22 protein-coding genes are annotated in these 22,630 nt (G+C 72.5%); 9 read left to right on the top strand and 13 right to left on the bottom strand.

Annotated features, from left to right (window positions below):
* Nucleotides 1–44 precede the first annotated feature (44 nt).
* Complete coding sequence (locus AC0B9F_RS23950; protein WP_472005844.1) at nucleotides 45–1,010, bottom strand: SMP-30/gluconolactonase/LRE family protein; 966 nt, start codon at nucleotides 1,008–1,010, stop codon at nucleotides 45–47.
* A gap of 10 nt (nucleotides 1,011–1,020) precedes the next feature.
* Nucleotides 1,021–1,302: an ArsR/SmtB family transcription factor gene (locus tag AC0B9F_RS23945; protein ID WP_472005842.1), complete on the bottom strand. Its 282-nt coding sequence runs from the start codon at nucleotides 1,300–1,302 to the stop codon at nucleotides 1,021–1,023.
* A 522-nt stretch (nucleotides 1,303–1,824) separates the two neighbouring features.
* On the opposite strand from AC0B9F_RS23945, the gene AC0B9F_RS23940 reads away from it, so the two are divergent.
* Complete coding sequence (locus tag AC0B9F_RS23940) at nucleotides 1,825–2,175, top strand: VOC family protein (protein ID WP_472005840.1); 351 nt, start codon at nucleotides 1,825–1,827, stop codon at nucleotides 2,173–2,175.
* A gap of 72 nt (nucleotides 2,176–2,247) precedes the next feature.
* Nucleotides 2,248–2,652 carry a MarR family winged helix-turn-helix transcriptional regulator gene (locus AC0B9F_RS23935; RefSeq protein WP_472005838.1) on the top strand — a complete coding sequence of 135 codons (405 nt, stop codon included), beginning with the start codon at nucleotides 2,248–2,250 and terminating at the stop codon, nucleotides 2,650–2,652.
* A gap of 15 nt (nucleotides 2,653–2,667) precedes the next feature.
* On the opposite strand, the gene AC0B9F_RS23930 is transcribed toward AC0B9F_RS23935, so the two are convergent.
* The 4 genes from AC0B9F_RS23930 to AC0B9F_RS23915 all read right to left on the bottom strand — a co-directional run bounded on the left by AC0B9F_RS23930 (nucleotide 2,668) and on the right by AC0B9F_RS23915 (nucleotide 6,889).
* Nucleotides 2,668–3,069: an SseB family protein gene (locus AC0B9F_RS23930; protein WP_472005836.1), complete on the bottom strand. Its 402-nt coding sequence runs from the start codon at nucleotides 3,067–3,069 to the stop codon at nucleotides 2,668–2,670.
* A 301-nt stretch (nucleotides 3,070–3,370) separates the two neighbouring features.
* Nucleotides 3,371–4,039, bottom strand: coding sequence for an O-methyltransferase (locus AC0B9F_RS23925; RefSeq protein WP_472005834.1), 669 nt, complete (start codon nucleotides 4,037–4,039; stop codon nucleotides 3,371–3,373).
* Between the two features lie 141 nt (nucleotides 4,040–4,180).
* On the bottom strand, nucleotides 4,181–6,397 hold the full coding sequence (katG, locus tag AC0B9F_RS23920) for a catalase/peroxidase HPI (protein WP_472005832.1): 2,217 nt from the start codon (nucleotides 6,395–6,397) through the stop codon (nucleotides 4,181–4,183).
* 48 nt (nucleotides 6,398–6,445) lie between these two features.
* Nucleotides 6,446–6,889, bottom strand: a complete 444-nt coding sequence (locus AC0B9F_RS23915; RefSeq protein ID WP_472005830.1) for a Fur family transcriptional regulator — start codon at nucleotides 6,887–6,889, stop codon at nucleotides 6,446–6,448.
* Nucleotides 6,890–7,276: 387 nt separating this feature from the next.
* Between AC0B9F_RS23915 and AC0B9F_RS23910 the strand changes: the two genes are divergently transcribed.
* From AC0B9F_RS23910 to narI, 4 genes are read left to right on the top strand one after another with little or no spacing between them, the layout of a single operon-like run.
* Nucleotides 7,277–10,924: a nitrate reductase subunit alpha gene (locus AC0B9F_RS23910; protein WP_472005828.1), complete on the top strand. Its 3,648-nt coding sequence runs from the start codon at nucleotides 7,277–7,279 to the stop codon at nucleotides 10,922–10,924.
* Entirely contained in the window at nucleotides 10,924–12,555 is a 1,632-nt protein-coding gene (gene narH / locus AC0B9F_RS23905) for a nitrate reductase subunit beta (protein ID WP_472005826.1), read from the top strand. Before AC0B9F_RS23910 ends, narH begins: the two co-directional genes overlap by 1 nt.
* Complete coding sequence (gene narJ / locus AC0B9F_RS23900; RefSeq protein WP_472005824.1) at nucleotides 12,552–13,157, top strand: nitrate reductase molybdenum cofactor assembly chaperone; 606 nt, start codon at nucleotides 12,552–12,554, stop codon at nucleotides 13,155–13,157. Before narH ends, narJ begins: the two co-directional genes overlap by 4 nt.
* Complete coding sequence (narI, locus tag AC0B9F_RS23895; protein ID WP_472005822.1) at nucleotides 13,154–13,867, top strand: respiratory nitrate reductase subunit gamma; 714 nt, start codon at nucleotides 13,154–13,156, stop codon at nucleotides 13,865–13,867. Before narJ ends, narI begins: the two co-directional genes overlap by 4 nt.
* Before the next feature lies 1 nt (nucleotide 13,868).
* Here the strand turns inward: narI and AC0B9F_RS23890 are convergent, their stop codons facing one another.
* Nucleotides 13,869–14,414: a YciI family protein gene (locus AC0B9F_RS23890; protein WP_472005820.1), complete on the bottom strand. Its 546-nt coding sequence runs from the start codon at nucleotides 14,412–14,414 to the stop codon at nucleotides 13,869–13,871.
* A 129-nt stretch (nucleotides 14,415–14,543) separates the two neighbouring features.
* Here AC0B9F_RS23890 and AC0B9F_RS23885 point away from each other — a divergent pair, with 129 nt between their 5' ends.
* Together AC0B9F_RS23885 and AC0B9F_RS23880 are read left to right on the top strand one after the other, a co-directional pair.
* Entirely contained in the window at nucleotides 14,544–14,951 is a 408-nt protein-coding gene (locus AC0B9F_RS23885; protein ID WP_472005818.1) for a 5-carboxymethyl-2-hydroxymuconate Delta-isomerase, read from the top strand.
* Nucleotides 14,945–15,634 carry a DUF6882 domain-containing protein gene (locus AC0B9F_RS23880; protein ID WP_472005816.1) on the top strand — a complete coding sequence of 230 codons (690 nt, stop codon included), beginning with the start codon at nucleotides 14,945–14,947 and terminating at the stop codon, nucleotides 15,632–15,634. The genes AC0B9F_RS23885 and AC0B9F_RS23880 overlap by 7 nt, the downstream gene beginning before the upstream one ends.
* Before the next feature lie 107 nt (nucleotides 15,635–15,741).
* On the opposite strand, the gene AC0B9F_RS23875 is transcribed toward AC0B9F_RS23880, so the two are convergent.
* The gene (locus AC0B9F_RS23875) at nucleotides 15,742–16,308 is read right to left on the bottom strand and encodes a TetR/AcrR family transcriptional regulator (protein WP_472005814.1); all 567 of its coding nucleotides are present in this window, start codon (nucleotides 16,306–16,308) and stop codon (nucleotides 15,742–15,744) included.
* A 10-nt stretch (nucleotides 16,309–16,318) separates the two neighbouring features.
* Nucleotides 16,319–16,900, bottom strand: a complete 582-nt coding sequence (locus tag AC0B9F_RS23870) for a sugar O-acetyltransferase (RefSeq protein ID WP_472005812.1) — start codon at nucleotides 16,898–16,900, stop codon at nucleotides 16,319–16,321.
* 153 nt (nucleotides 16,901–17,053) lie between these two features.
* Here AC0B9F_RS23870 and AC0B9F_RS23865 point away from each other — a divergent pair, with 153 nt between their 5' ends.
* A complete protein-coding gene (locus tag AC0B9F_RS23865) occupies nucleotides 17,054–17,479 on the top strand; it encodes a plastocyanin/azurin family copper-binding protein (protein WP_472005810.1) in 426 nt (141 codons plus the stop codon).
* A gap of 58 nt (nucleotides 17,480–17,537) precedes the next feature.
* On the opposite strand, the gene AC0B9F_RS23860 is transcribed toward AC0B9F_RS23865, so the two are convergent.
* The 4 genes from AC0B9F_RS23860 to AC0B9F_RS23845 form a co-directional block, all read right to left on the bottom strand.
* A complete protein-coding gene (locus tag AC0B9F_RS23860; RefSeq protein WP_472005808.1) occupies nucleotides 17,538–18,899 on the bottom strand; it encodes an MFS transporter in 1,362 nt (453 codons plus the stop codon).
* Nucleotides 18,900–19,125: 226 nt separating this feature from the next.
* Nucleotides 19,126–21,159 (bottom strand): helix-turn-helix domain-containing protein, encoded by a 2,034-nt coding sequence (locus tag AC0B9F_RS23855; RefSeq protein WP_472005806.1) that lies wholly within the window; start codon nucleotides 21,157–21,159, stop codon nucleotides 19,126–19,128.
* Nucleotides 21,160–21,282: 123 nt separating this feature from the next.
* Entirely contained in the window at nucleotides 21,283–22,083 is an 801-nt protein-coding gene (locus AC0B9F_RS23850) for a 3-hydroxybutyrate dehydrogenase (protein ID WP_472005804.1), read from the bottom strand.
* Between the two features lie 54 nt (nucleotides 22,084–22,137).
* Complete coding sequence (locus AC0B9F_RS23845; RefSeq protein WP_472005802.1) at nucleotides 22,138–22,617, bottom strand: NUDIX hydrolase; 480 nt, start codon at nucleotides 22,615–22,617, stop codon at nucleotides 22,138–22,140.
* Nucleotides 22,618–22,630: the final 13 nt, after the last annotated feature.

The raw sequence follows: 22,630 nt of genomic DNA, 5'->3' as shown, positions 1-22,630 counted from the left end.
GTGATCACGGCCGACACCAGCCTAGCGCCGGGTCACAGGCCGGTTCAGTTGCCGGTGGGCGGGGCGCAGACCGCGACGCCCGGTTCCCAGAGGCTGCCGAGGACCAGGTGTCCGGCCGTCGTGCAGACGCTGGTGACCATGCGGAAGCGGGAGTGGCGGCGGGCGAGGTGATGCACGACACGGCCGTCGTCGTCGACGGCCAGGACGGCGGCGGTGCCGGTGGGGCGGAAGGGTGCGCGCACCGCTGCCCGCGCGGCGGCGCGGCGTGCCGCGGGGGCGGTGCGGTGCAGGACGTCGAGCGCGGGGACCCTCGGGCCCGCGAGAGCGACCCAGAGCGGGCCGTCGGGGCCGGAGCGCCACAGGTTGTCGGGCATGCCGGGCAGGTTCTCGGCGAAGGGTTCGCCGTGGCCGGCCCGCGGTCCGGTGAGCCAGTAGCGGGTCAGGCGGCAGGCGCTGGTCTCGGCCAGCACCAGGAAGGCGCCGTCGGCGCTCAGGGCGAGGCCGTTGGCGAAGCGCAGGCCCTCCAGCAGGACCTCGAAGGTGGTGCTCCCCGGGGGGAGACGGAGCAGGCGGCCGGTGCGGGTGTCCTCGACGATGTCGGCGATCCAGTGGTGCAGGGGGTGGCGGCGGCTGGAGACGGTGACGTAGACGCTGCCGTCGGGGCCGGCGACGGCGTTGCTGGCGAAACGCAGCCGCTCCCCCGCCACCTCGTCGGCCAGGACGCGTACGGCGCCGGTGGCGAGGTCGGCGCGCAGCAGTCCCCGTTCGGCGTCGCAGACGAGGAGGTCGCCGCCAGGCAGTAGTTCCAGGCCCAGCGGCCGGCCGCCGGTCACGGCGAGGGTCTCGACGCGAGGGGGCGCCTCCGGGTCGGTCAGGCCGTCGAGGCGCAGGATGCGGCCGTCGGCCACGCCGGTGAGGACTCTGCCGCGCGGGTCGGCGATCACGTCCTCGGGGCCGTGGCCGGGCAGGCGGACCTGGCGGATCGGGTGGAGCGTCGTGGGGCGGTCCATGCCGGCCGGGTCACCAGCCCTTCTCGAACATGCGGGCCACCTCGGCGATCCGTCCCTCGTCCCGCCGGTAGTAGGTGTGCGCTCCGGCCTGGTGGGCGCGCACCAGGCCGGCGCGGGTCAGCAGGGCGAGATCGCACCGCACGAGGTGCGGCGGCACACCGAGGGCGACGGCGATCGCGTCCGCCGTGACGCCGCCGTGCGAAGGGTCGTCGTCCGGCGGGAAGGGGTCGGGGGCGTGCTCGAGCCACTGCAGGATGTGCAGACGCCTCTCGCTGACGGGAGCCCTCACCATCGTGTCCCCCTCGGGTGCCTGAGCCGGGCTTTCGTACCGCGTCTTCCCACTGTTCCCCGGTGGGAGCGCTCGCGCACCGCAGTCGGCGCGCGTTGTCCGGGATGTGTCGGCCGACGGCCGTGAAAGGGGCGGGCGTCCGACGCACGGGCGGGGCCCGGCCGCCGTGGTGGTGGCCGGGCCCGGCGCGGTGTGCCGCGTGGGTGCGGGGTGCGGGGTGCGGGGTGCGGGGTGCGGAGTCAGCGGTGGCGGAACCAGGACATGGACGCCGGCGTCTTGTCGTCGTAGCCGAACAGCGCCTGACCCGGGGTGATGCGCCACGAGGCCGTTCCCCCGGATGGCGGCCCGCGCGGACGTCACCCTGCCGTCGTACATCGTGGCCCGGGATGTCCCGGACGGCACCGGGGAGCGTCCCGGGCTCGCGCGACCGGTCAGGATCGGAGAAGCCATGACGCGCCGCGTCGGCCTAGCGTGGGTGCACCGACGGAAACCCGTCGGGTCCCGCCCCTTCGAGGAGTGAGTGCCATGACCTCCGGTGTGCAGACGATCATCTACCCCGTCAAGGACAAGGACCGGGCCAAGGCCGTGTTCACGGCCCTGCTCGGCGTGGAGCCCTACGCCGACGAGCCGTACTACGTCGGTTTCAAGGCCGAGGGCCAGGACGTGGGCCTGGACCCGAACGGGCACGCTCAGGGCCTCACCGGACCGGTGCCGTTCTGGCACGTCACCGACCTGCGGGAGCGGCTCGCGGCGCTGCTGGCGGCGGGCGCCGAGGTGGTCCAGGACGTGCGGGACGTCGGCAACGGCCGGCTGATCGTCTCCGTGAAGGACCCCGACGGCAACCTGGTGGGACTGCTCCAGGACCCGGCGTCCTGAGGACCGTCCGACCGTTGCACCCACACTAGTTGCATAGTCAACGAATGGCCTGATCGGTGCTACCGTGCGGGTATGGCAGCGAAGACGTCCCAGGCGCGGCTCGAGGAGCGGTGGCGGGACATCCTGTCCGTCCACGCCCGCACGATGTGCGAGATCGACCGGGCCCTGCACCCGCACGGTCTGGGCGCCAGCGACTTCGAGGTGCTCGACATCCTGGCGAACGCCTCGGCCGGTCCGGGCGACCAGTGCCGGGTGCAGAACCTGGTCGGACAGGTGCATCTCAGCCAGAGCGCGCTGTCCCGCCTCATCGGCCGGCTCGAGAAGGACGGCCTGGTCGAGCGTTCGGTGTGCGCCGAGGACCGCCGGGGCGTGTGGGTCGCCCTGACCGACAGGGGCCGTGTGCTGCACGCACAGGTGCGGCCGCTCCAGCGGGAGGTGCTGGAGCGGATGCTCGGCGGCCGGTCCGCGCAGGAGTAGGACCGGGGCCTGCTCCTACGGCCGCGCCAGCAGGGTGCGCACGCCTTCCGAGGTGAGCGTCAGCGGGTGCGACGAGCCCGCGTCGATGGTGAGCGACAGGTCGTCCGCGGGCCACTGGGCGGCCAGCGCGCCGAGCGGCACCAGGCGGTAGCGCGAGATGTAGGGCAGCAGGTCGGCCATGGCCGGCTCCGAGGTGAAGACCGGGACCACCGGGTTGCCGCCCGGCTGCTCCAGTACCGGCAGGGCCACGGCTGAGGGGTCGGTGGCGTCCTCTTCGGCCACGTCGTCGGGCACGGGCACGAGCACGTCGCTGTGGGCCAGCGTGTCCAGCGCCGCACTGTCCTCGGTGTTCTGCGCGAGCGCGTCCAGTGCGCGCTGCGCGGGGGTGGCGGTGTTGTCGTTCGCGGGTGTGTCCATGGTGTCTTCCCTGGTAGCGGCGGTCGTACGGGCCGTTCCGGATGAGGGCTCCCGGACACGGTCTGGCGACGCGTACCCGACCCGGACGCGATCATTCCCCTTACCGGCGACCGATCCGCGGGCCTCCTGGCGGGACGGCCGGCACGTCGAGCGGTTGCTCACCGACACGTCGAGCGGTTGCTCACCGATCCGGGCGTTCCCGATGGCGCCCACCCACGACACCGCGGCCGGTCACGGCCGCAGCCAGACCCCGGAGCTGATCACGGTGGTCCGCGGCGGCCGGCCGTCCAAGCCCTGGCGGTCAGTCGGTCACCACCGCCAGCGTGAACCCGTCGTAGCCCTTCTCCCCGACCGTCTGCAGGGTCGTGGCGGTCAACCGGGGGTGGGCGGCGATGAGTTCGGTGAAGCGGCGCACGCCCTGGACGCGCGGGTCGGAGCTGCCGGGATCGGTGACGGCTCCCTCCCGTACGACGTTGTCGCCGACGATGACGCTGCCGGGGCGGGTGAGCTTCAGCGCCCACTCCAGGTACGCCGGGTTGGAGGGCTTGTCGGCGTCGATGAAGACGAGGTCGAAGGGGCCCTCCCCCTCCTCCACGAGCCGCGGCAGGGTGTCCAGTGCCTTGCCGAGGCGGATGTCGACGATGTGGCCGAGCCCGGCGCGGGCCACGTTGGCGGCGGCGAGCGCGGCGTAGTGCTCGTCGGCCTCGAGGGTGACCAGGCGTCCGCCGGCGGGCAGGGCACGGGCCAGCCAGATCGTGCTGTAGGCGGCCAGCGTGCCGATCTCCAGGACGGTGCGGGCGCCGCGGATCCGGGCCAGCAGGTGCAGCAACTTCCCCTGGTTGGGCGCGACATGGATGGCGGGCAGTTGCGCCGCGTCGGCGTCGGCCACGGCCCCGCGCAGGGCGGCGTCCTCCTCGACGAGCAGGTCGTTGAAGTAGGCGTCGACGGCGGTCCAGGTCTCCTGGGACACGGCGGGCTCCCTTGCTTCTCGTAACGAGTGAGTTTCCGGAAATGTGCGGCACGGCGGTGATCCGCCCGCCCCCTCGACGTCGCCGTACAGCAGTCCGGGCCGGCCCACGAGGGGCCGGCCCGGACTGTGTGCTCGGGACGATCAGACGAGGTCGAACCGGTCCAGGTTCATGACCTTGTCCCACGCCGCGACGAAGTCCTGGACGAACTTCTCCTTCGCGTCGTCGCTCGCGTAGACCTCCGCGAGGGCGCGCAGCTCGGAGTTCGAACCGAAGACGAGGTCGGCACGGCTGCCGGCCCACTTCAGCTCGCCCGTGGCCGCGTCACGGCCCTCGAACGTGGTCTGGTCCTCGCTCGTCGACTTCCACGTCGTGCCCAGGTCGAGCAGGTTGACGAAGAAGTCGTTCGTCAGGGCCCCCGGCGTCTTGGTGAGGACACCGAGCTGCGACTGCTGGTGGTTGGCGCCCAGCACGCGCAGGCCGCCGACGAGGACCGTCATCTCGGGGGCGCTGAGGGTGAGCAGGTTGGCGCGGTCGAGCAGCAGGTACTCGGCGGGCAGACGGTTGCCCTTGCCGAGGTAGTTGCGAAAGCCGTCCGCGGTCGGCTCCAGCGCCTCGAACGACTCGACGTCGGTCTGCTCCTCGGTCGCGTCGACGCGGCCCGGCGTGAAGGGCACCTCGATGTCGAAGCCGGCGTCCTTGGCGGCCTTCTCCACCGCCACGCAGCCGCCGAGCACGATGAGGTCGGCCAGCGACACCTTGCGGGCGCCGGTGTTGAACTCCTGCTGGATGCCCTCGAGGGTGCGCAGCACCAGCGCGAGCTGGTCGGGCTCGTTGACCTCCCAGCCGCGCTGCGGCTGCAGGCGGATGCGCGCGCCGTTGGCGCCGCCGCGCTTGTCGCTGCCGCGGAACGTCGAGGCCGACGCCCACGCGGTGGTGACCAGCTGCGACACGGTCAGACCCGAGTCGAGGAGCTTGGCCTTCAGGGCCGCGACGTCGGCGGCGCCGATGGGCTCGCCCTCGGCCTGAGGCAGCGGGTCCTGCCACAGCAGGGTCTCCGCCGGGACCTCCGGGCCGAGGTACAGCGACTTCGGGCCCATGTCGCGGTGGGTCAGCTTGTACCAGGCGCGGGCGAAGGCGTCCGCGAACTCCTGCGGGTTCTCGTAGAACCGGCGGGAGATCGGCCCGTAGATCGGGTCGAAGCGCAGCGACAGGTCGGTGGTGAGCATCGTCGGGCGGTGCTTCTTCGACGGGTCGTGCGCGTCCGGGACGATCTCGGGAGCGTCCTTGGCCACCCACTGCTTCGCGCCGGCCGGGGACTCGGTGAGCTCGTACTCGTACTCGAAGAGGTTCTTGAAGAACCCGTTGCTCCACCGGGTCGGGGTGGTGGTCCAGGTGACCTCCAGGCCCGAGGTGATGGTGTCCCCGCCCTTGCCGGTGCCGTAGGTGGACTTCCAGCCCAGGCCCTGCTCCTCCAGGGAGGCGGCCTCGGGGTCGTTGCCCACGTGGTCGGCGGGGCCGGCGCCGTGGGTCTTGCCGAAGGTGTGGCCGCCGGCGATCAGCGCGACGGTCTCCTCGTCGTTCATCGCCATGCGGCGGAACGTCTCACGGATGTCGCGGGCCGCGGCGATCGGGTCCGGATTGCCGTTGGGGCCCTCCGGGTTGACGTAGATCAGGCCCATCTGGACCGCGCCGAGCGGGTTCTCCAGCTCGCGGTCACCGCTGTAGCGCTCGTCGCCCAGCCAGGTGGTCTCGGGACCCCAGTAGACGTCCTCCTCCGCCTCCCAGACGTCCGCGCGGCCGCCGCCGAAGCCGAAGGTCTCGAAGCCCATCGTCTCCAGCGCGACGTTGCCGGTGAGGACGAGCAGGTCGGCCCAGGACAGGCTCTTGCCGTACTTCTTCTTCACGGGCCACAGCAGACGGCGGGCCTTGTCCAGGTTGGCGTTGTCCGGCCAGCTGTTGAGCGGGGCGAAGCGCTGCTGACCGGCGCCCGCGCCGCCGCGGCCGTCGCTGATGCGGTAGGTGCCGGCGCTGTGCCAGGCCATGCGGACCATGAGCGGGCCGTAGTGGCCGAAGTCGGCCGGCCACCAGTCCTGCGAGGTGGTGAGCACCTCGGCGATGTCCCGCTTCACCGCGGCGAGGTCGAGGCTCTGGAACGCCTCGGCGTAGTCGAACTCCTCGCCGAGCGGGTTGGCCACGGCCGGGTTCTTGGCAAGGATCTTCAAGTTGAGCCGCTCAGGCCACCACTGGCGGTTGCCACCGCCCTGCGTGGGGTGCGGGGCGCGTCCGTGCGCGACGGGGCAGCCGCCCGTGCCCTCCGTCTTGGGGTCGGTGACGATTGCGTCAGGGTTCTCGGACATGGGGATCCTTCCGAACTAAGCGGATCGTGGTGCTGAACTGCTTGCGGATCAGGGTGCTGAACTGCGTGCGGTGGAGCAGTCGGGGCACAGGCCCCAGTAGATGACCTCGGCCTCGTCGATGACGAAGCCGTGGTCGTCGGAGGCCGTCAGGCAGGGCGCCTCCCCGACCTCGCAGTCCACGTCGGCGACGGTCCCGCAGGAGCGGCACACGACGTGGTGGTGGTTGTCCCCCACCCTCCCCTCGAACCGGGCCGGAGAGCCGGCCGGTTCGATACGGCGTATGAGCCCGGCCGCGGTGAGCGCGTGCAGGGCCTCGTAGACGGCCTGGAGGGAGATGTGGCCCACGCGGGCGCGCACGCCGCCGGCGATCGCCTCGACGTCGAGGTGGTCGCCCGCACGGACGGTTTCGAGGAGGGCCACACGGGCGGCCGTGACGCGCAGGCCGGCACCGCGCAGCTCCTCGGCGACGGTCGCGGACCGGGATGCGCTCATGGCGAGCAACCTACTCCGCCAGACACGAGAGGTACAGAAAAACGAACGATTCAATTTTGCGGCGGAGGGAATCGGCCGCACTGTCACCCACAGCGTCCGGCGCGTGACGGACCGTACAGCGGTGGGCCGTTCCCTCCGCGCGACGTCGCCTCAGGATTCCCCCGGCCGAAGAAACGTTTCCCGGCAATTTCCCGCCTGGCCAAATCCGTTCGCCACCCTTCTGCAAACATCGCAAAGGGGAAGGAAAATAACTTCTAGCTACAACCAATTGGCCCCGAAGAGATCGGCCGGAGCCGCCCCGCAGGAGCACTCTTTTCCTCGTTTCGTCGGCAGAGGCCCGCCCGGAAAACCCCCGTGGCGCGCCCATCGCGAGGGAGTCGGGAAGGCGTGGCACGAGGCAGGTCAAAGGCGGAGAGGCTCGCGTCGGACGCGGCCGAACGGCTCCTGGCGGCGGGCAGACTGCTCCAGCGGGCACCGACCACACCGGACGGCCGGGCGGTCTTCCGCACGGACCAGCAGGTCAACGACCAGCCGTACCGGGAGCGCTGGGCGCACGACAAGGTCGTACGCTCCACCCACGGCGTGAACTGCACGGGCTCGTGCTCGTGGCAGGTGTACGTCAAGGACGGCCTGATCACCTGGGAGACCCAGGCCACCGACTATCCGTCGGCGGGCCCGGACCGGCCGGACTACGAACCGCGCGGCTGTCCGCGCGGCGCGTCCTTCTCCTGGTACACCTATTCGCCCACCCGCGTGCGTTATCCGTACGCCAGAGGTGTGCTGGTGGAAATGTTCCGGGAGGCGAAAAAGCGCCGGAGCGGTGATCCGGTGCAGGCCTGGGCGGACATCACCGGGGATCCGGACACACGCCGGCGCTACCAGTCGGCGCGCGGCAAAGGCGGCCTGGTGCGCATCGGCTGGGAGGAGGCCCTGGAGATCGCCGCCGCCGCGCACGTGCACACGCTGACGGAGTACGGCCCGGACCGCATCGCCGGCTTCTCCCCCATCCCGGCGATGTCCATGGCCTCGCACGCGGTCGGAGCCCGCTTCCACGCGCTGATCGGCGCGCCGATGCTGTCGTTCTACGACTGGTACGCGGACCTGCCCGTCGCCTCGCCGCAGGTCTTCGGCGACCAGACCGACGTGCCGGAGTCCGGGGACTGGTGGGACGCCGCCTACCTGATGCTGTGGGGCTCCAACGTGCCGGTCACCCGCACACCCGACGCGCACTGGATGACCGAGGCCCGGTACCGCGGCCAGAAGGTGGTCGTGGTCTCCCCCGACTACGCCGACGCGACGAAGTTCGCCGACGAGTGGCTGCACCCGCACCCCGGCACCGACGGCGCCCTCGCCCTGGCCATGGGCCATGTGATCCTGCGCGAGTGCTTCGTCGAGCGGTCGGTGCCGTACTTCACCGACTACGTCAAGCGGTTCACCGACCTGCCGTTCCTGGTGGCGCTGGACGAGCGCGCGGCCGGCACGCACGCGCCGGGCGCCTTCGTCACCGCACGCGACCTCGACCTGGCCGGGAACGCGGACCCGCAGGCGCGCCGGTGGATGCCGGTGCTCTACGACGCGGTGACCGACGGCCCGGTGGTGCCGAACGGCACGCTGGGCGACCGCTGGGGCAAGGAGAGCGAGGGCCGCTGGAACCTGGACCTCGGGCAGATCTCACCGGTGCTCACCTTCCACGGCCGCACCGGCGCGACGCAGGCCAGGGTCGACCTGCCGCGTTTCGACGGCGAGGAGGGCGTGGTGCGCCGTGCGGTGCCGGCGCTGCGGCTCGGGGACCGTTTGGTGACGACGGTCTTCGATCTGATGCTGGCCCAGTACGGCGTGGGCCGCGAGGGCCTCGGCGGCGCCTGGCCGGCGTCGTACGAGGACGCGTCGCCGGGCACTCCGGCGTGGCAGGAGGCGATCACGTCGGTGCCGGCGGGCGCGGTGGTGCGCACAGCCCGGGAGTTCGCCCGCACCGCGGAGCAGACCCGCGGCCGCTGCATGATCGTCATGGGCGCGGGCACCAACCACTGGTTCCACTCCGACACGATCTACCGGTCGTTCCTGTCGCTGCTGCTGCTCACCGGCTGCCAGGGCGTCAACGGCGGCGGCTGGGCGCACTACGTCGGGCAGGAGAAGGTGCGCCCGTACGCCGGCTGGCAGCAGCTGGCGAGCGCGGCGGACTGGGTGCGCCCGGCGCGGCAGATGGCGGGGACGCCGTACTGGTACCTGCACACCGACCAGTGGCGCTACGAGAAGTTCACCGCCGACGCGCTGACCGCGCCGACCGCGTCCGGCACCCTCTCCGGGCGGCACACCGCGGATCTGGTCGCGCATTCCGTGCGCCGGGGCTGGATGCCGTCGGCTCCCATGTTCGGCGCGAACCCGCTGGAGCTGGGCAGCAGGGTGCGGGAGGCGGGCGCCGACCCGGCGCGCTGGGTCGCCGAGGAGCAGGACGCGGGCCGGCTGGGCTTCGCCTGCGAGGACCCGGACGCTCCGGCCAACTGGCCGCGGGTGCTGACGGTGTGGCGGGCCAACCTGATCGGCTCCTCGGCCAAGGGCAACGAGTTCTTCCTGCGGCACCTGCTGGGGGCGTCCGACAACGCGAGCGCCGAGGAGGCCCCTCCGGAGCACCGGCCCCGGGAGGTGGCCTGGCGCGACGAGGCGCCGCGCGGCAAGCTCGACCTGCTGCTGGCGCTGGACTTCCGGATGACCTCGACGACCCTGTTCGCGGACCTGGTGCTGCCGGCGGCGACCTGGTACGAGAAGCACGACCTGTCCAGCACGGACATGCACCCCTTCGTGCACGCCTTCTCCCCCGCGATCAGCCCGCCCTGGCAGGCGCGCACGGACTTCGAGATCTTCCACGGGCTCGCCACCGAGATCGCCCGGCTGGCCGCGGGACGCCTGGACACGGCGTACGACCTGGTGGCGACCCCCTTGCAGCACGACACGCCGGGCGAGGCGCCGCCCGACGGGCCCACCGGCCCGCACGTCACGCTGGTGGAGCGGGACTACACGGCGATCGGCGCGAAGCTGGCCGCGCTGGGGCCGCTGGTGCAGGAGCTGGGGATCACCGTCAAGGGTGTGACCGTCAGCCCGGGTCCCGAGTGCGACCGGCTCGCCGCCCGGTGCGGCACGGCAGGCGCCGGGCCCGCGCGGGGGCGGCCCCTGCTCGACACGGACGTGAAGCTGTGCGAGGCGATCCTCGCCCTGTCGGGCACCACCAACGGCCGGCTCGCCGCGGAGGGGTTCGAGCGGCTCGCCGAACGCTGCGGCGCCGACTCGGGCCTCGCGGAGCTGGCGGCCCAGGTGGCGGAGCGGCGCGTGCAGTTCTCGGACACGCAGGCACGGCCGGTGCCGGTCGGGGCGAGCTTCGAGTGGTCCGGCAAGGAGGGACCGGACCGCCGCTACTCCCCCTTCACGATCAACACCGAGCACTTCAAGCCCTGGCACACCCTCACCGGGCGCCAGCACTTCTACCTCGACCACCCGTGGATCGCCGAGTTCGGCGAGCAACTACCCGTCTACCGGCCGCCGTTGGACCAGGCGGCGCTGGGCGAGCAGCTCGACGGGGAGCACGCGGTGACGGTCCGCTATCTGACCCCGCACTCCAAGTGGTCGATCCACTCCGAGTACCAGGAGAACCTGCTCATGCAGACCCTGGCGCGCGGCGGCCCGGTCATCTGGATCAGCGTGCGCGACGCGGAGGCGATCGGCGTGGCGGACAACGACTGGATCGAGGCGGTCAACGCGAGCGGTGTGGTCGTCGCCCGCGCCATCGTCTCGCACCGTATGCCGCCCGGCACGGTGTTCATGTACCACGTGCAGGAACGCCTGGTGAACGTTCCCAAGTCCGAGACCACCGGACGGCGCGGCGGCGTGCACAACGCCCTGACCCGGCTGCTGATCAAGCCGACCCATCTCATCGGCGGCCACGCGCAGCTCTCCTTCGCCCCCAACTACTACGGCCCCACCGGCAATCAGCGCGACGCGGTCACCGTCATCCGCCGCCGCGCCCAGGAGGTCACGTACTGATGTCCCGTCGCGAGACGACGATCGGGCGCCCCATGGCACAGGTCGCGATGGTGATGAACCTCGACAAGTGCATCGGCTGCCACACCTGCTCGGTCACCTGCAAACAGACCTGGACCAACCGCTCGGGCACCGAGTACGCCTGGTTCAACAACGTCGAGACCCGCCCCGGCCAGGGCTACCCGCGCACCTACGAGGACCAGGAGAAGTGGCAGGGCGGCTGGCGGCTGAAGCACGGCCGGCTGGTGCCGCGCAGCGGCGGCCGCGCCCGCCGCCTGGCGCGCCTGTTCGCCAACCCGCATCTGCCCTCGCTCGACGACTACTACGAGCCGTGGACGTACGACTACGAGAACCTGACCGGCGCCCCGCTCGGCGACGACGTGCCCACCGCCGCGCTCCGCTCCCTGATCGACGGCCGGCCCACACAGGTCACCTGGGGCCCGAACTGGGACGACGACCTGGGCGGCGGGCCCGAACACCTGGCGGGCGACCCGGTGTTGCGGCAGATGAACGAGCAGGTGCGGCTGGAGTACGAGCAGGCGTTCATGTTCCATCTGCCCCGGATCTGCGAGCACTGCCTCAACCCGTCGTGTGTGGCGGTGTGTCCCTCGGGCGCGCTGTACAAGCGGGTCGAGGACGGCATCGTCCTGGTCGACCAGGACCGCTGCCGGGGCTGGCGGATGTGCGTGACGGGATGCCCGTACAAGAAGGTGTACTTCAACCACCGCACCGGCAAGGCCGAGAAGTGCACCCTGTGCTATCCGCGCATCGAGGCCGGGCAGCCCACCGTGTGCTCGGAGACCTGCGTGGGCCGGCTGCGCTATCTCGGGGTCGTCCTCTACGACGCCGACCGGGTCGGTGAGGCCGCCGCCACGGCCGACGAACGGCAGCTGTACCAGGCCCAGTTGGACTGCTTCCTCGATCCGGAGGACCCGGCGGTGCGGCGCGCCGCCGAGGCGGCCGGCATCCCGCACGACTGGATCACCGCCGCCCGCCGCTCCCCGGTGTACGCGCTGATCAGCCGGTACAAGGTGGCGCTGCCGCTGCATCCGGAGTACCGCACGATGCCGATGGTCTGGTACGTCCCGCCGCTGTCGCCGGTGGTGGAGTCGCTGACCGCGTCCGGACACGACGGGGAGGACCCGGCGAAGCTGTTCGCCGCGATCGACTCCCTGCGCATTCCGCTGGAGTATCTGGCCGGACTGTTCACCGCTGGTGACGTGGCCCCGGTGGAGGCGGCCCTGTGCCGGCTGGCGGCGATGCGCTCGCACATGCGCCGGGTCAACCTCGGGGAGGAACAGGACCCGGCCATCGCCCGCGCCGTCGGCCTGGACACCGAGGGCGTCGAGGCGATGTACCGGCTGCTGGCCCTCGCCAAGTACGAGGAGCGGTACGTCATTCCGACGACGTACACGGCGGGCTCCCCCGCGGACCCGGACGCGGCCGGGTGCAGTCTCGACGGCCACGGAGGGCCGGGCATGTATGAGGCGGAGCTGTTCCACGCGCCGCCGTCCGCACCGCCCGAGCCGGAGCACGCGGGCGCGTCGCTGCGCGGCCGGGTGAACCTGCTGAACTGGAACGGCCGCGGACGCCCCGACGGGCTCTTCCCGCACGGCGGGGGGCGGCAGGCGTGAGCACCGCGGTCATCCATCAGGCGGCCTCGCTGCTGCTGCAGCACCCGGGACCCGACTGGCCGGAGCGGATGCGCCTGGTCACCGGCGCTCTGACCGGCGCCGGCGGCACGGCGGCCGAGCCGCTGGCCCGCTTCTGCGCGAGCGTCGCCGGCACCCCCGTACTGGAGCTGTCGGCCCGGTACGTCAGCACCTTCGACCGCAGCCGGCGGCGCACCCTGCACCTGACGTACTACACCGACGGGGACACCCGGCGACGCGGCCAGTCCCTGCTGGCCTGGCGGCAGTTGTACGGCGCCCACGGCTGGCGGCCGCCGCAGGACGAGCTGCCCGACTTCCTGCCGCTGGCGCTGGAGTTCGCCGCCCGCTGCCCCGAACCCGGCCGCCGCGCCCTCCAGGAGCACCGGGCGGCGCTGGAGTTGCTGCGCCTGGCGCTGCGCGACCACCGCAGCCCGTACACGGACGTGCTGGAGGCGGTCTGCCGCACGCTGCCCGGCGCCTCCCCCGCCGACCGTGCGGCGGCGCTGCGGCTGGCCCGTACGGGTCCGCCGGCGGAGACCGTCGGACTGCTGCCCTTCCCGCGCGTCAAGGAGACCGCCCGGTGAACCACTTGCACATCACCCTGTGGGGCGTTCTGCCCTACCTGGTCCTGACCACCCTGGTCGCGGGCACGGTGTGGCGCTACCGCTACGACCGGTTCGGCTTCACCACGCGCTCCAGTCAGCTGCACGAGCACCGCCTGCTCGGCATCGGCGGGCCCCTGTTCCACTACGGGCTGCTGTTCGTGGCGGCCGGGCACGTGAGCGGGCTGCTGGTCCCGGAGTCCCTGACCGAGCGGCTCGACGTCCACGAGTGGCTGTACCACGACAACGCGCTGCTGGTCGGCGGCACGGCCGGCCTGGCCACCCTGGCGGGCCTGACGGTCCTGCTGGTGCGGCGGCTGCGGGTGCCGGCGGTCCGGGCCTCGACCAGCCGCAGCGACCGGGCCGTCTACCCGGTCCTGGTGTGCGTGCTGCTGGCCGGACTGGCGGCGACGGCGACCAGCGTGCGCTCCCACCCGTACGACTACCGGCTCGGCGTCGCGGTGTGGTTCCGCTCCCTGTTCACCCTCGACCCGGACGTGACGGCGATGGCGCACGCGCCGCTGGTCTACCAGCTCCACGCCCTGCTCGGCATGGCGCTGTTCGCGCTGTGGCCGTTCAGCCGTCTCGTCCACGCCTTCACCGCCCCGCTCGGCTATCTGGCCCGGCCGTACGTGGTCTACCGCTCCCGCGGGGCGCGCCGGGCCGCGCCGGGGCGCGCCCTCGGGTCGTGACCTATCTGCGGCCGCCCGGCTCCCAGGGGTGGACCTCGACGGCGGCGTACCGGTCGGCGTCGAGCACCGCGCGAGCGGCGTCGGCGTCGGGCGCGCGGACCAGGGCCGCGGTGCCCAGCCAGAGGGCGCCGTCGTCGGACAGCAGCGGGCCGTAGGCGACGAGGTGGTCCCGGTCGGCCGGCGGTACGTCCTCGTCGGCCGCCCGGCCGGAGCCGAACCCGAGCACCAGGTGGCCGTCATCGTCGACCGGGCCGCCGGGGAACTCCCACATCGTGCGCCCCAGTATGTTGCGCCACCGGCGCAGCAGCACATCGCGGTAGACACCGGCCCGCTGGTTGGGCTCGTCGAAGGCGAACGCGCGGGCGGCGGCCGCGTCGGGCAGGTCGACGATGTGCACGCTGCCGCTGGGCAGGTCACCGGAGAAGGTGGGGCCGCGCGCGATCAGCTCCTTGTCGTAGCCGTCCATGTAGGACCAGTGGTCTTCCAGGAGTTCGGCGCGCAGGGGCAGGGAGCCGGGCCGGTCGCGGTGGTGGACGAAGAATTCCATGGCCGCAGTGTTCACCAGGTCGCCGTGCGCACGGAACCGAGTTCCGGTGGGGCCCCGGCGCCGTCGGACCGTCGACGTGCGCGAAAATGGTTGCCTGAAGTAACCAGCAGTCGCGCGAAGGGGCTCGCAGTGCCGCACATCACCATCGACTACTCCTCGCAGCTGGACGGCGCCTTCGACCGGGAGATCCTCGTGAAGGAGCTGCACACGACCGTGATCGCGGAGTCCGGCTCGACAGGGGTCTGCAAGACGTTCCTGCGCCCGTCGCAGGCCTACGTCGGCGGCCGGGCGCCCGCAGAGTCGCTCTTCGTGCACGCCGAGGTGGGTCTGCTGCCGGGCCGCTCCGAGGCGCTGAAGTCACGGCTCGCCGAGACCGTCCTGGAGATCATCGGGCGCCACCTGCCGGCCGCCGAGAGCGTGGTCTGCTCCGCCGAGGTACGGGACCTGGCCGATTCCTACCGCCTGTCCCCCTACCGCGCGAGGGGGGACCTCCGGGCAGACGCCTGCCACCCGGCCCCTACGCTCGGGGCATGGTGAGTGAATTCAGCGACGCGTTCCTCCTCGATGCCGAACGGCACGCCGCCTGGGGCGCGGCCCAGCTCGACGCCCTGACCGCGTTCCTGCCCGAGGCCCCGTGGACCGCCGACCTCGACGCCTGCCGCTACCGGCAGGGGGACGTCGAACTGCGCGTGGCCGTGCTCGGCACCTACGACACGGACGAGCAGTCCTGGATGTGGGGTTGGGCGAACCCGGGACTGAAGGGCACCGAGGCGGTCGCGCTCACCGGCGCGGTGGAGCGTTACGGGCGCGTCCACGGCATCCCCGAACTGACCGAACCCGTACTGGGGTTGTCCGCTTTCCCCGATCCACGGCGCGCGGCGGAGATGCTCGCCTTCACCGGCATGGGGGTGGCCGAGGCCCCCGGGTACATCGGCGTCGCGGCAGGAGGGGCGACGCGGGTGTATTTCCTTCCCGACGACCCGCGGGTGCCGCGCGCCGGCCTGGACCCGGTGACGCTGCCACGGACGCTGCTCACGGGCGCGGGCCTGATCGGCCGGTCGGCCCGGCACATGGTGGGCGGGTACTTCGACCACCACGGCGTCTCCCGGCGCAACGAGGACGACCGGATCGTGGCGGGTCTGCCGGGCGGCAGCGCGGTCGAGGTGCGCTTCGACGCCCTGGGCCGGATCGGGGGCGTGGAGGTGAAGGTCCTTCCGTAGAGGCGGCGTTTTCCCGCGCCTCGTCCGGTCGTGGTCCTGATGTCACTGCCTCGCAGTCAGGCCGCAGTCAGGCTGCAGTCCTGCGGCAGTCCCGTGGTGAGGAGACGTCAGGGCCGGGCGGGGACGTCCGGGGCGGGTGCCGTGATGCGGGCGACCGCCTCGGCGGTCAGGGCGCGCCCGTGCGGTTCGACGGCCAGCGCCCGGTGCAGGGTCAGCCCTTCGATCAGGGCGTCGAGCTGCCGGGCGGTGTCCGGGTCGAAGTGTTGCTCCAGGTGTGCGCGGCTGCGCTGCATCCAGGCCTGGGTGAGGGTCCGGTAGGCCGGGTCGCGGGCGGCGAGCGTGTACAGCTCCTGGGCGAGCACGAGGTCGCGCCGGCTGTCCTCGGACAGGGCGTGCACGAGGTCGGCGACGGCCTCCCGGGCCTGGTCGCGGTCCGCCGCGGCGCCGAGGTGGGCGTCGAACAGCTCCGCCATGCGGTCGGTGAAGCGGCCGAAGGCCTCGCGCAGCAGCTGGTCGATGCCCTTGAAGTGGTAGGTCATCGATCCCAGCGGAACACCGGCGCGCTGGGCGATCCTGCGGTGGGAGACATGGGCGATGCCCTCGTCGGCGATGACGTCGAGCGTGGCGTCGAGGATGCGTACGCGGCGCTGCGGGTCGGTGTGTCCGGTGGCCATGGCGGCGCGCTCACAGGCTCCGGACGGGCCGGGCGGGGTTGCCGACGGCGACGGTGCCGGCGGGGACGTCCTTGGTGACCACGGCGCCGGCGCCGATGACGGAGTCGTCCCCGATGCTCACGCCCGGCAGGACGATGGCGCCGCCGCCGAGCCACACGTTGTCGCCGATGGTGATCGGCCGGGCGGCCTCCAGCTTGTCGCGGCGCGGCCGCGGTTCCAGGGGGTGGGTGGGGGTGAGCAGTTGGACGTTGGGTCCGATCTGGCAGTCCTCGCCGATGGTGACGGCGGCGACGTCGAGGGCGGTCAGGTTGTAGTTGACGAAGGTGCGGGCGCCGATCGTGATGTTGGTGCCGTAGTCGACGTACAGCGGCGGCCGCACCTGCGCCTCGTCCCCGAGGAAGCCGAGGAGCTGCGCGAGGATCGGCCGGGCGGCGTCGGCGTCCTCGACGTAGGCGGCCTGGTAGCGGGCGGCCAGGCGCACCGCCCGCTGCTGCCGCAGGGCGATCTCGGGGTCGTCGGCGATGTACAGGTCGCCCGCGAGCATGCGTTCCAGGTTCGTCCGCCGATCGCCCGCGAAGTGGTCCGAGGTCATGCGTACGATCGTACACTCCAAAGTGTACGAACGTACGCTCTCGGCGTACGCTCTCGGGTGTACCTGCGACGCTCCCCATCGATGACGCCCTGAACAGTCCGGCATTTCCCTGCGTATGTGACATAGGGGTCGACCTCGAAGGGGATGAGCCACATGGCGATCTCGGCACACACGACCCGCAGGGCGGCCGGCACCGCGGCGGCGGCGTTCACGGCGGCGCTGGTCCTGGCGGCCTGCTCCAGCGGGGGCGGCGGCCAGTCGAAGAGTTCGGGCAGCTCCGCCGCGCAGCCCACCGGTTCGGGGACCCGGGTGACCGTCACGGAGACCGAGTACGGGCTGAAGCTGTCCCGGGCGTCGTTCACGCCCGGCACCTACACCTTCGTAGCCGACAACGCCGGCCACATCACGCACGCCCTGTCGATCGACGGTCCCGGCGTGCAGGACGCCCGGACCAAGAACATCCAGGGCGGCCAGATGGCCCCGCTGACGGTGACGCTGAAGAAGGGCTCGTACGACGTGTACTGCCCCGTGCCCGGACACAAGGCGCTCGGCATGGACAAGCACATCCAGGTCGGCTGACACGGCGGCGCCCCCCTCGCCGCGACGAAGGGGGCGTACCGAAAGGGGCCGTGGCCGTTCAGGCGTCCGCCCGCACCGGGGCCGGGGTGTCCGGGACCACCTCGGCGAGGTCCCGGCTGCGGGTCTCCTTGGCGCAGACGATCGCGACGACCGTGAGCAGGGCGGCGGCGATGACGTACAGCGCGATCGGGGTGGAGCTGCCGTAGTCGGACAGCAGCGCGGTGGCGATCAGGGGCGCCGGGGCGCCGGCGGCCACGGACGAGAACTGCGCGCCGATCGACGCGCCGGAGTAGCGCATCCGGGTCGCGAACATCTCGGCGAAGAAGGCGGCCTGCGGGGCGTACATCGCGCCGTGCAGGATGAGACCGACGGTGACGGCCAGCAGCAGGCTGCCGAAGCTCTTGCTGTCGATCAGCGTGAAGAACGGGAACATCCACAGTCCGACGCCCACCGCTCCGATGAGGTAGACCGGCCGCCGGCCGATCCGGTCCGACAGGGCGCCCCAGGCGGGGATGACCGCGAAGTGCACGGCCGAGCCGATCAGCACCGCGTTGAGCGCGGTCTGCTTGCTGAGCCCCACGGAGGTGGTGGCGTACACGAGGATGAAGGCCGTGATGACGTAGTAGCTGATGTTCTCCGCCATCCGCGCCCCCATGGCGACGAGGATGTCCCGCCAGTGGTCGCGCAACACGGCCAGCAGCGGCATCTTCTCCACGGTGCCGGTCGCCGCCACGCGCTGTTCGGCCGCGGCCAGCGCGGCCCGGAAGACCGGCGACTCGTCGACGGACAGCCGGACCCACAGACCGACCATCACCAGCAGGCCCGACAGCAGGAACGGGATCCGCCATCCCCAGTCGCCGAACGCGTCGTCCGACAGCACGGCGGTCAGCAGCGACAGCACGCCGGTCGCCAGCAACTGCCCGGCGGGCGCCCCGGTCTGCGGCCACGAGGCCCAGAACCCGCGCCGCCGGGCGTCCCCGTGCTCCGACACCAGCAGGACGGCGCCGCCCCACTCGCCGCCGAGCGCGAAGCCCTGGACCAGCCGCAGGACGGTCAGCAGCACGGGCGCCGCGGTCCCGATCGTCGCGTGGGTGGGCAGCAGTCCGATGGCGAAGGTGGCCCCGCCCATCATCAGCAGGCTCAGCACGAGCAGTTTCTTACGGCCGAGCCGGTCGCCGTAGTGCCCGAACACCAGCGCGCCCAGCGGCCGCGCCGCGAATCCGACGGCGTAAGTCAGGAAGGACAGCAGTGTGCCGACGAGCGGGTCGGAGCCGGGGAAGAACAGCTTGTTGAACACCAGCGCCGCGGCCGACGCGTAGAGGAAGAAGTCGTACCACTCGATGGTGGTCCCGATGAGGCTGGCGGCGACGATGCGCCTGAGGTTCGCCGGGGGCGGGGATGCGGTCGTTCCGGAGGCCATGTGCGCCACTTCCTCGTGTGCGGTGGGGACGGGTACGTGCTGGCACACCGTAGAAACGCGCAGGTCAGGCGGACATGTGGTGGGGCACCATAGTTCGGGGGGTGGTTATGCGTGTTGCCCCCATGCTCGCCTCCGCCGCAGGTCGGGGCCGGCCCGTTCCCTGAGGGTGCGGTGGACCCGGTGGGCGACATCTCCCGGAACGAGTACGGCTGCCCCCCTTCCCCCCTCAGGCCCCGTCCGCCGTCGCCGACAAGCGGTGCAGGCGCAGGGCGAGTTGGATCTCCAGAGTGCGGGCGGGGGTCTGCCAGTCGTCGCCGAGGAGGCGGGCGACGCGGTCCAGGCGTTGCGCGACCGTGTTGACGTGGACGTGCAGTTCGTCCTTGGTGCGCGCCGGGCTCATACCGCAGGCGAAGTAGGCCTCCAGGGTGCGCAGCAGGTCCGTACCGCGCCGTGCGTCGTAGTCGGCGACCCGGCCTATCGTGCGCTCGACGAATCCGGCGATGTCCCGGTCGCCGGCCAGCAGCAGGCCGAGGAATCCGAAGTCCTCGGCGGCCGCGCCGTCTCCCGTACGGCCCAGCAGGCGCAGCGCGTCCAGGCAGCGGCGGGCCTCGCCGTAGGCGGCGGTCACGGCCTCGGGGCGGGCGGCCAGGCCGGCGACGGGCGCGGAGGCGCCGACGGTGACCGCTTCGTGAACGGCGGTGCCCAGCTGGCGGGCGGCGGAGCGGGCCAGCGCGGTGGCCGTCTTCCCGGCCGGCAACGGGAGCAGCAGGACGGTGCCGCCGTCGCGTGCGGCGGCCAGTCCCTGCCGGGTCGCGGCCAGGTGGGAGGCGGCGGCCCACAGCCGGCGGCGGGCCTCGGCCTCCCGGTCGGCGTCGGCCGCCGGGCCGTCGAGGCGGGCGGCGAGCACGACATGCGTGGCGTCGAGGTCGGCACGCAGCCGTGCGGCCCGCTCGCGCAGCAGGCGCGGGTCGCGGTCGTGGGCGTCGAGCAGGTCGTCCAGCAGTTCGCCGCGCACGCGCTGTTCGGCCTCGGCGGCGGAGCGTCGGGCCAGCAGCAGCAGGGAGGTGACCATGGCCGCGCGCTCCAGGGTGCGCTGGTCGACCGGGTCCAGGCCGCGGTGGCCGCGCAGGACGAGCGCCCCGAGCAGTTCGCCGCCCGCGGCGACCGCGGCGATCCAGTCGTCGCCGTGCCGCACGGCGTGTCCGTCCGCGCGGGAGGCCTCCAGTGCCGCGGTGGGCGCCGCGCCGGCTTCCGCGAACTCGACCGTGCCGGAGAGCACTTGGGAGACGGCCGCGGCCACGTCGTGCACTCCGCCGCCGCGCAGGACGAGCTCGGCGAGCCGGTCGTGGACGTCCGAGGCCCGTTCGATGACGGCGCTGCGGTCCCTGATGATCTCGTTCGCCCGCTCCAGGCCGGCGAGGGCCGACCGGGTCTCGGTGAGCAGGTTGGCGGTGTCGATGGCGGCCGCGGCGAGGGCGGCGAAGGAGCCGAGCAGGGCGATCTGTTCGCGTTCGAAGACCCGGGCCCGGCGGTCGGCGGCGAACAGCACGCCGATGACGTGCGGGCCGAGCATCAGGGGCACACCGAGGATGGCGACCAGTCCCTCGTCGCGCACGCCGGTGTCGATGCTCGTGGTGTGCTGGAAGCGGGCGTCCTTGAAGTAGTCGTCGGTGACGTAGGGGCGGGCGGTCTGGGCGACGAGGCCGCCGAGGCCTTCGCCCATGCCCAGGCGCAGCTGCTGGAAGCGGGCCGCGACCGAGCCCTCGGTGACCCGCATGTAGGTGTCGCCGCGCTCGGGGTCGTTGAGGCTGAGGTAGGCGACGTCGGTGCCGAGCAGGGAGCGGGCGCGCTGCACGATCGCCTGGAGGACGGCGTCCAGGTCCCTGAGGCCCGCGAGGTCGTGGGCGGTCTCGAAGAGCGCGGACAGCTCGGCCTCGCGGCGGCGCCGGCCGTCCAGTTCGGCCCGCACCCGCAATGCGAGCAGCTTGGCGTGCTCCAGAGCGGCGATCCGCTCGGCGGGCCATCCCTCGGCGCGCGCCCGAAGCACCGGCTGCTCGTAGGCGTCGGCGGCCGCGCCCCGTGCCAGGAGCGCGAGGAAGGGCGCTTCGAGGTCGAACTGCCGGGGCGCTGCGCCGACCTGCTCACCCGCGTGCGGGGGCGCGTCGACGGGCCGGTCGTCGTCGGCCGGGCCGCCCGGATGCCGGGGCTGGGTGTCGAGCCGTGCGGGGTGCCGGTCCGACGGGACGTGATCGCGGGACATGGTCACAGGATTCCTCATCGCCCGGCCGTCGCGTCAGGCCTGTGGAAAACCGACGGCGCCCAGGTCAGTCGTGGTCCCCCCGTGGCGTCCTGGTCGGTGCACGGTCCACGCACGGCGCCCTGCTCAGTGCGCGGTCCACCCGCCGTCCAGGACGAGTGAGGTGCCGGTCATGAAGGAGGCGTGCGGGCCGCACAGGTACGCCACGGCCTCGGCCACCTCCTCCACCTCGATCAGCCGTTTGACCGCGGTGTCCTGCAGCAGCACCTCGCTCAGCACCCGCTCCTGCGGAATCCCGTGCGCCGCGGCCTGGTCGGCGAGCTGCTGCTCGACCAGCGGGGTGCGCACATAGCCGGGGTTGACGCAGTTGGAGGTGACGCCGTGGGCCGCGCCCTCCAGGGCGGCGGTCTTGGACAGTCCCTCCAGACCGTGCTTGGCGGCGACGTAGGCCGACTTGTAGGCGGAGGCCCGCAGCCCGTGGACGGAGGAGATGTTGACGATGCGGCCCCAGCCCTGCCCGTACATGTGCGGCAGCGCCCCCCGGATGAGCCGGAACGGAGCCTCCAGCATCACGGTGAGGACCGTGTGGAAGACGTCGGGCGGGAACTCCTCGATCGGGCGGACGAGCTGGATCCCGGCGTTGTTGACCAGGATGTCGGTGCCGGCGGCGGCGTGTTCGGCGGCGTCCAGGTCGGTGAGGTCCAGGACGTGGGGTTCGACAGTGCCGGGCAGGCCGGCGGCCGGTTCGGCGAGCGCGGCCAGGCCGGCCGCGTCCCGGTCGACGGCCCGGACCTTCGCCCCGGCGGCGGCCAGGCGCAGCGCGCAGGCGCGGCCGATGCCGCCGGCGGCGCCGGTGACGAGGGCGGTGCGACCGCCGAGGTCGAGCGAGGGGGCGTGGGGACCCGGGAGGGGGCTGGGCGCGGTCATGGCACGACCCTAGGCGGGGCCCCCGCCCCACCCCATGTGGTCACCCCACATACTTCACAGCGTGTTGCTGGGGTCGAACCATGTGGGTGCGTCGGACATGGCCTGCTTGATCCGGAAGCGCGCGAACTCCTGCAGTTCGGGCAGGGCGTCCACCGCGAACCAGCCGACCTCCAGCGACTCGTCGTCGTTGACCCGCGCCTCGCCGCCGACGGCCCGGCAGCGGAAGGTGATGTCCATGTACTGGCAGATGTCACCGTTGGGGTAGGTGAAGGAGTCGAGGGCCTGGACGAGCACCACCCGTTCGGCGACGCAGTGCACGGCGGTCTCCTCGTACACTTCGCGCACCGCGCAGGCCGCGGGCTGCTCACCCGGGTCCGGGATGCCGCCGATCACCGACCACGCGCCGGTGTCGGCACGCCGGCCCAGCAGCACTCTGCCGTCGTCGTCGAACGGGACGGCGGTCACGCCGGGCAGCCACAGCAGCTGCGTTCCGGCCGAGGCCCGGAGCGTGCGGATGAAGTCGGGAGTAGCCATGGGCCGACCCTAA

It is taken from the genome of Streptomyces sp. NPDC097129 (assembly GCF_055668065.1).
The sequence above is the reverse complement of the archived record's forward strand: the minus strand, read 5'-3'. Positions and strand labels throughout refer to the sequence as shown.

Coding starts and splice junctions, on each gene's coding strand:
- AC0B9F_RS23950 (WP_472005844.1), bottom strand. CDS start 1,010: ATGGACCGCCCCACGACGCTCCACCCGATCCGCCAGGTCCGCCTGCCC.
- AC0B9F_RS23860 (WP_472005808.1), bottom strand. CDS start 18,899: ATGGCCTCCGGAACGACCGCATCCCCGCCCCCGGCGAACCTCAGGCGC.
- AC0B9F_RS23845 (WP_472005802.1), bottom strand. CDS start 22,617: ATGGCTACTCCCGACTTCATCCGCACGCTCCGGGCCTCGGCCGGAACG.
- AC0B9F_RS23890 (WP_472005820.1), bottom strand. CDS start 14,414: ATGGAATTCTTCGTCCACCACCGCGACCGGCCCGGCTCCCTGCCCCTG.
- AC0B9F_RS23875 (WP_472005814.1), bottom strand. CDS start 16,308: ATGGCCACCGGACACACCGACCCGCAGCGCCGCGTACGCATCCTCGAC.
- AC0B9F_RS23915 (WP_472005830.1), bottom strand. CDS start 6,889: ATGAGCGCATCCCGGTCCGCGACCGTCGCCGAGGAGCTGCGCGGTGCC.
- AC0B9F_RS23940 (WP_472005840.1), top strand. CDS start 1,825: ATGACCTCCGGTGTGCAGACGATCATCTACCCCGTCAAGGACAAGGAC.
- AC0B9F_RS23945 (WP_472005842.1), bottom strand. CDS start 1,302: ATGGTGAGGGCTCCCGTCAGCGAGAGGCGTCTGCACATCCTGCAGTGG.
- katG (WP_472005832.1), bottom strand. CDS start 6,397: ATGTCCGAGAACCCTGACGCAATCGTCACCGACCCCAAGACGGAGGGC.
- AC0B9F_RS23935 (WP_472005838.1), top strand. CDS start 2,248: ATGGCAGCGAAGACGTCCCAGGCGCGGCTCGAGGAGCGGTGGCGGGAC.
- AC0B9F_RS23850 (WP_472005804.1), bottom strand. CDS start 22,083: ATGACCGCGCCCAGCCCCCTCCCGGGTCCCCACGCCCCCTCGCTCGAC.
- AC0B9F_RS23930 (WP_472005836.1), bottom strand. CDS start 3,069: ATGGACACACCCGCGAACGACAACACCGCCACCCCCGCGCAGCGCGCA.
- AC0B9F_RS23880 (WP_472005816.1), top strand. CDS start 14,945: ATGGTGAGTGAATTCAGCGACGCGTTCCTCCTCGATGCCGAACGGCAC.
- AC0B9F_RS23870 (WP_472005812.1), bottom strand. CDS start 16,900: ATGACCTCGGACCACTTCGCGGGCGATCGGCGGACGAACCTGGAACGC.
- narH (WP_472005826.1), top strand. CDS start 10,924: ATGTCCCGTCGCGAGACGACGATCGGGCGCCCCATGGCACAGGTCGCG.
- AC0B9F_RS23855 (WP_472005806.1), bottom strand. CDS start 21,159: ATGTCCCGCGATCACGTCCCGTCGGACCGGCACCCCGCACGGCTCGAC.
- AC0B9F_RS23865 (WP_472005810.1), top strand. CDS start 17,054: ATGGCGATCTCGGCACACACGACCCGCAGGGCGGCCGGCACCGCGGCG.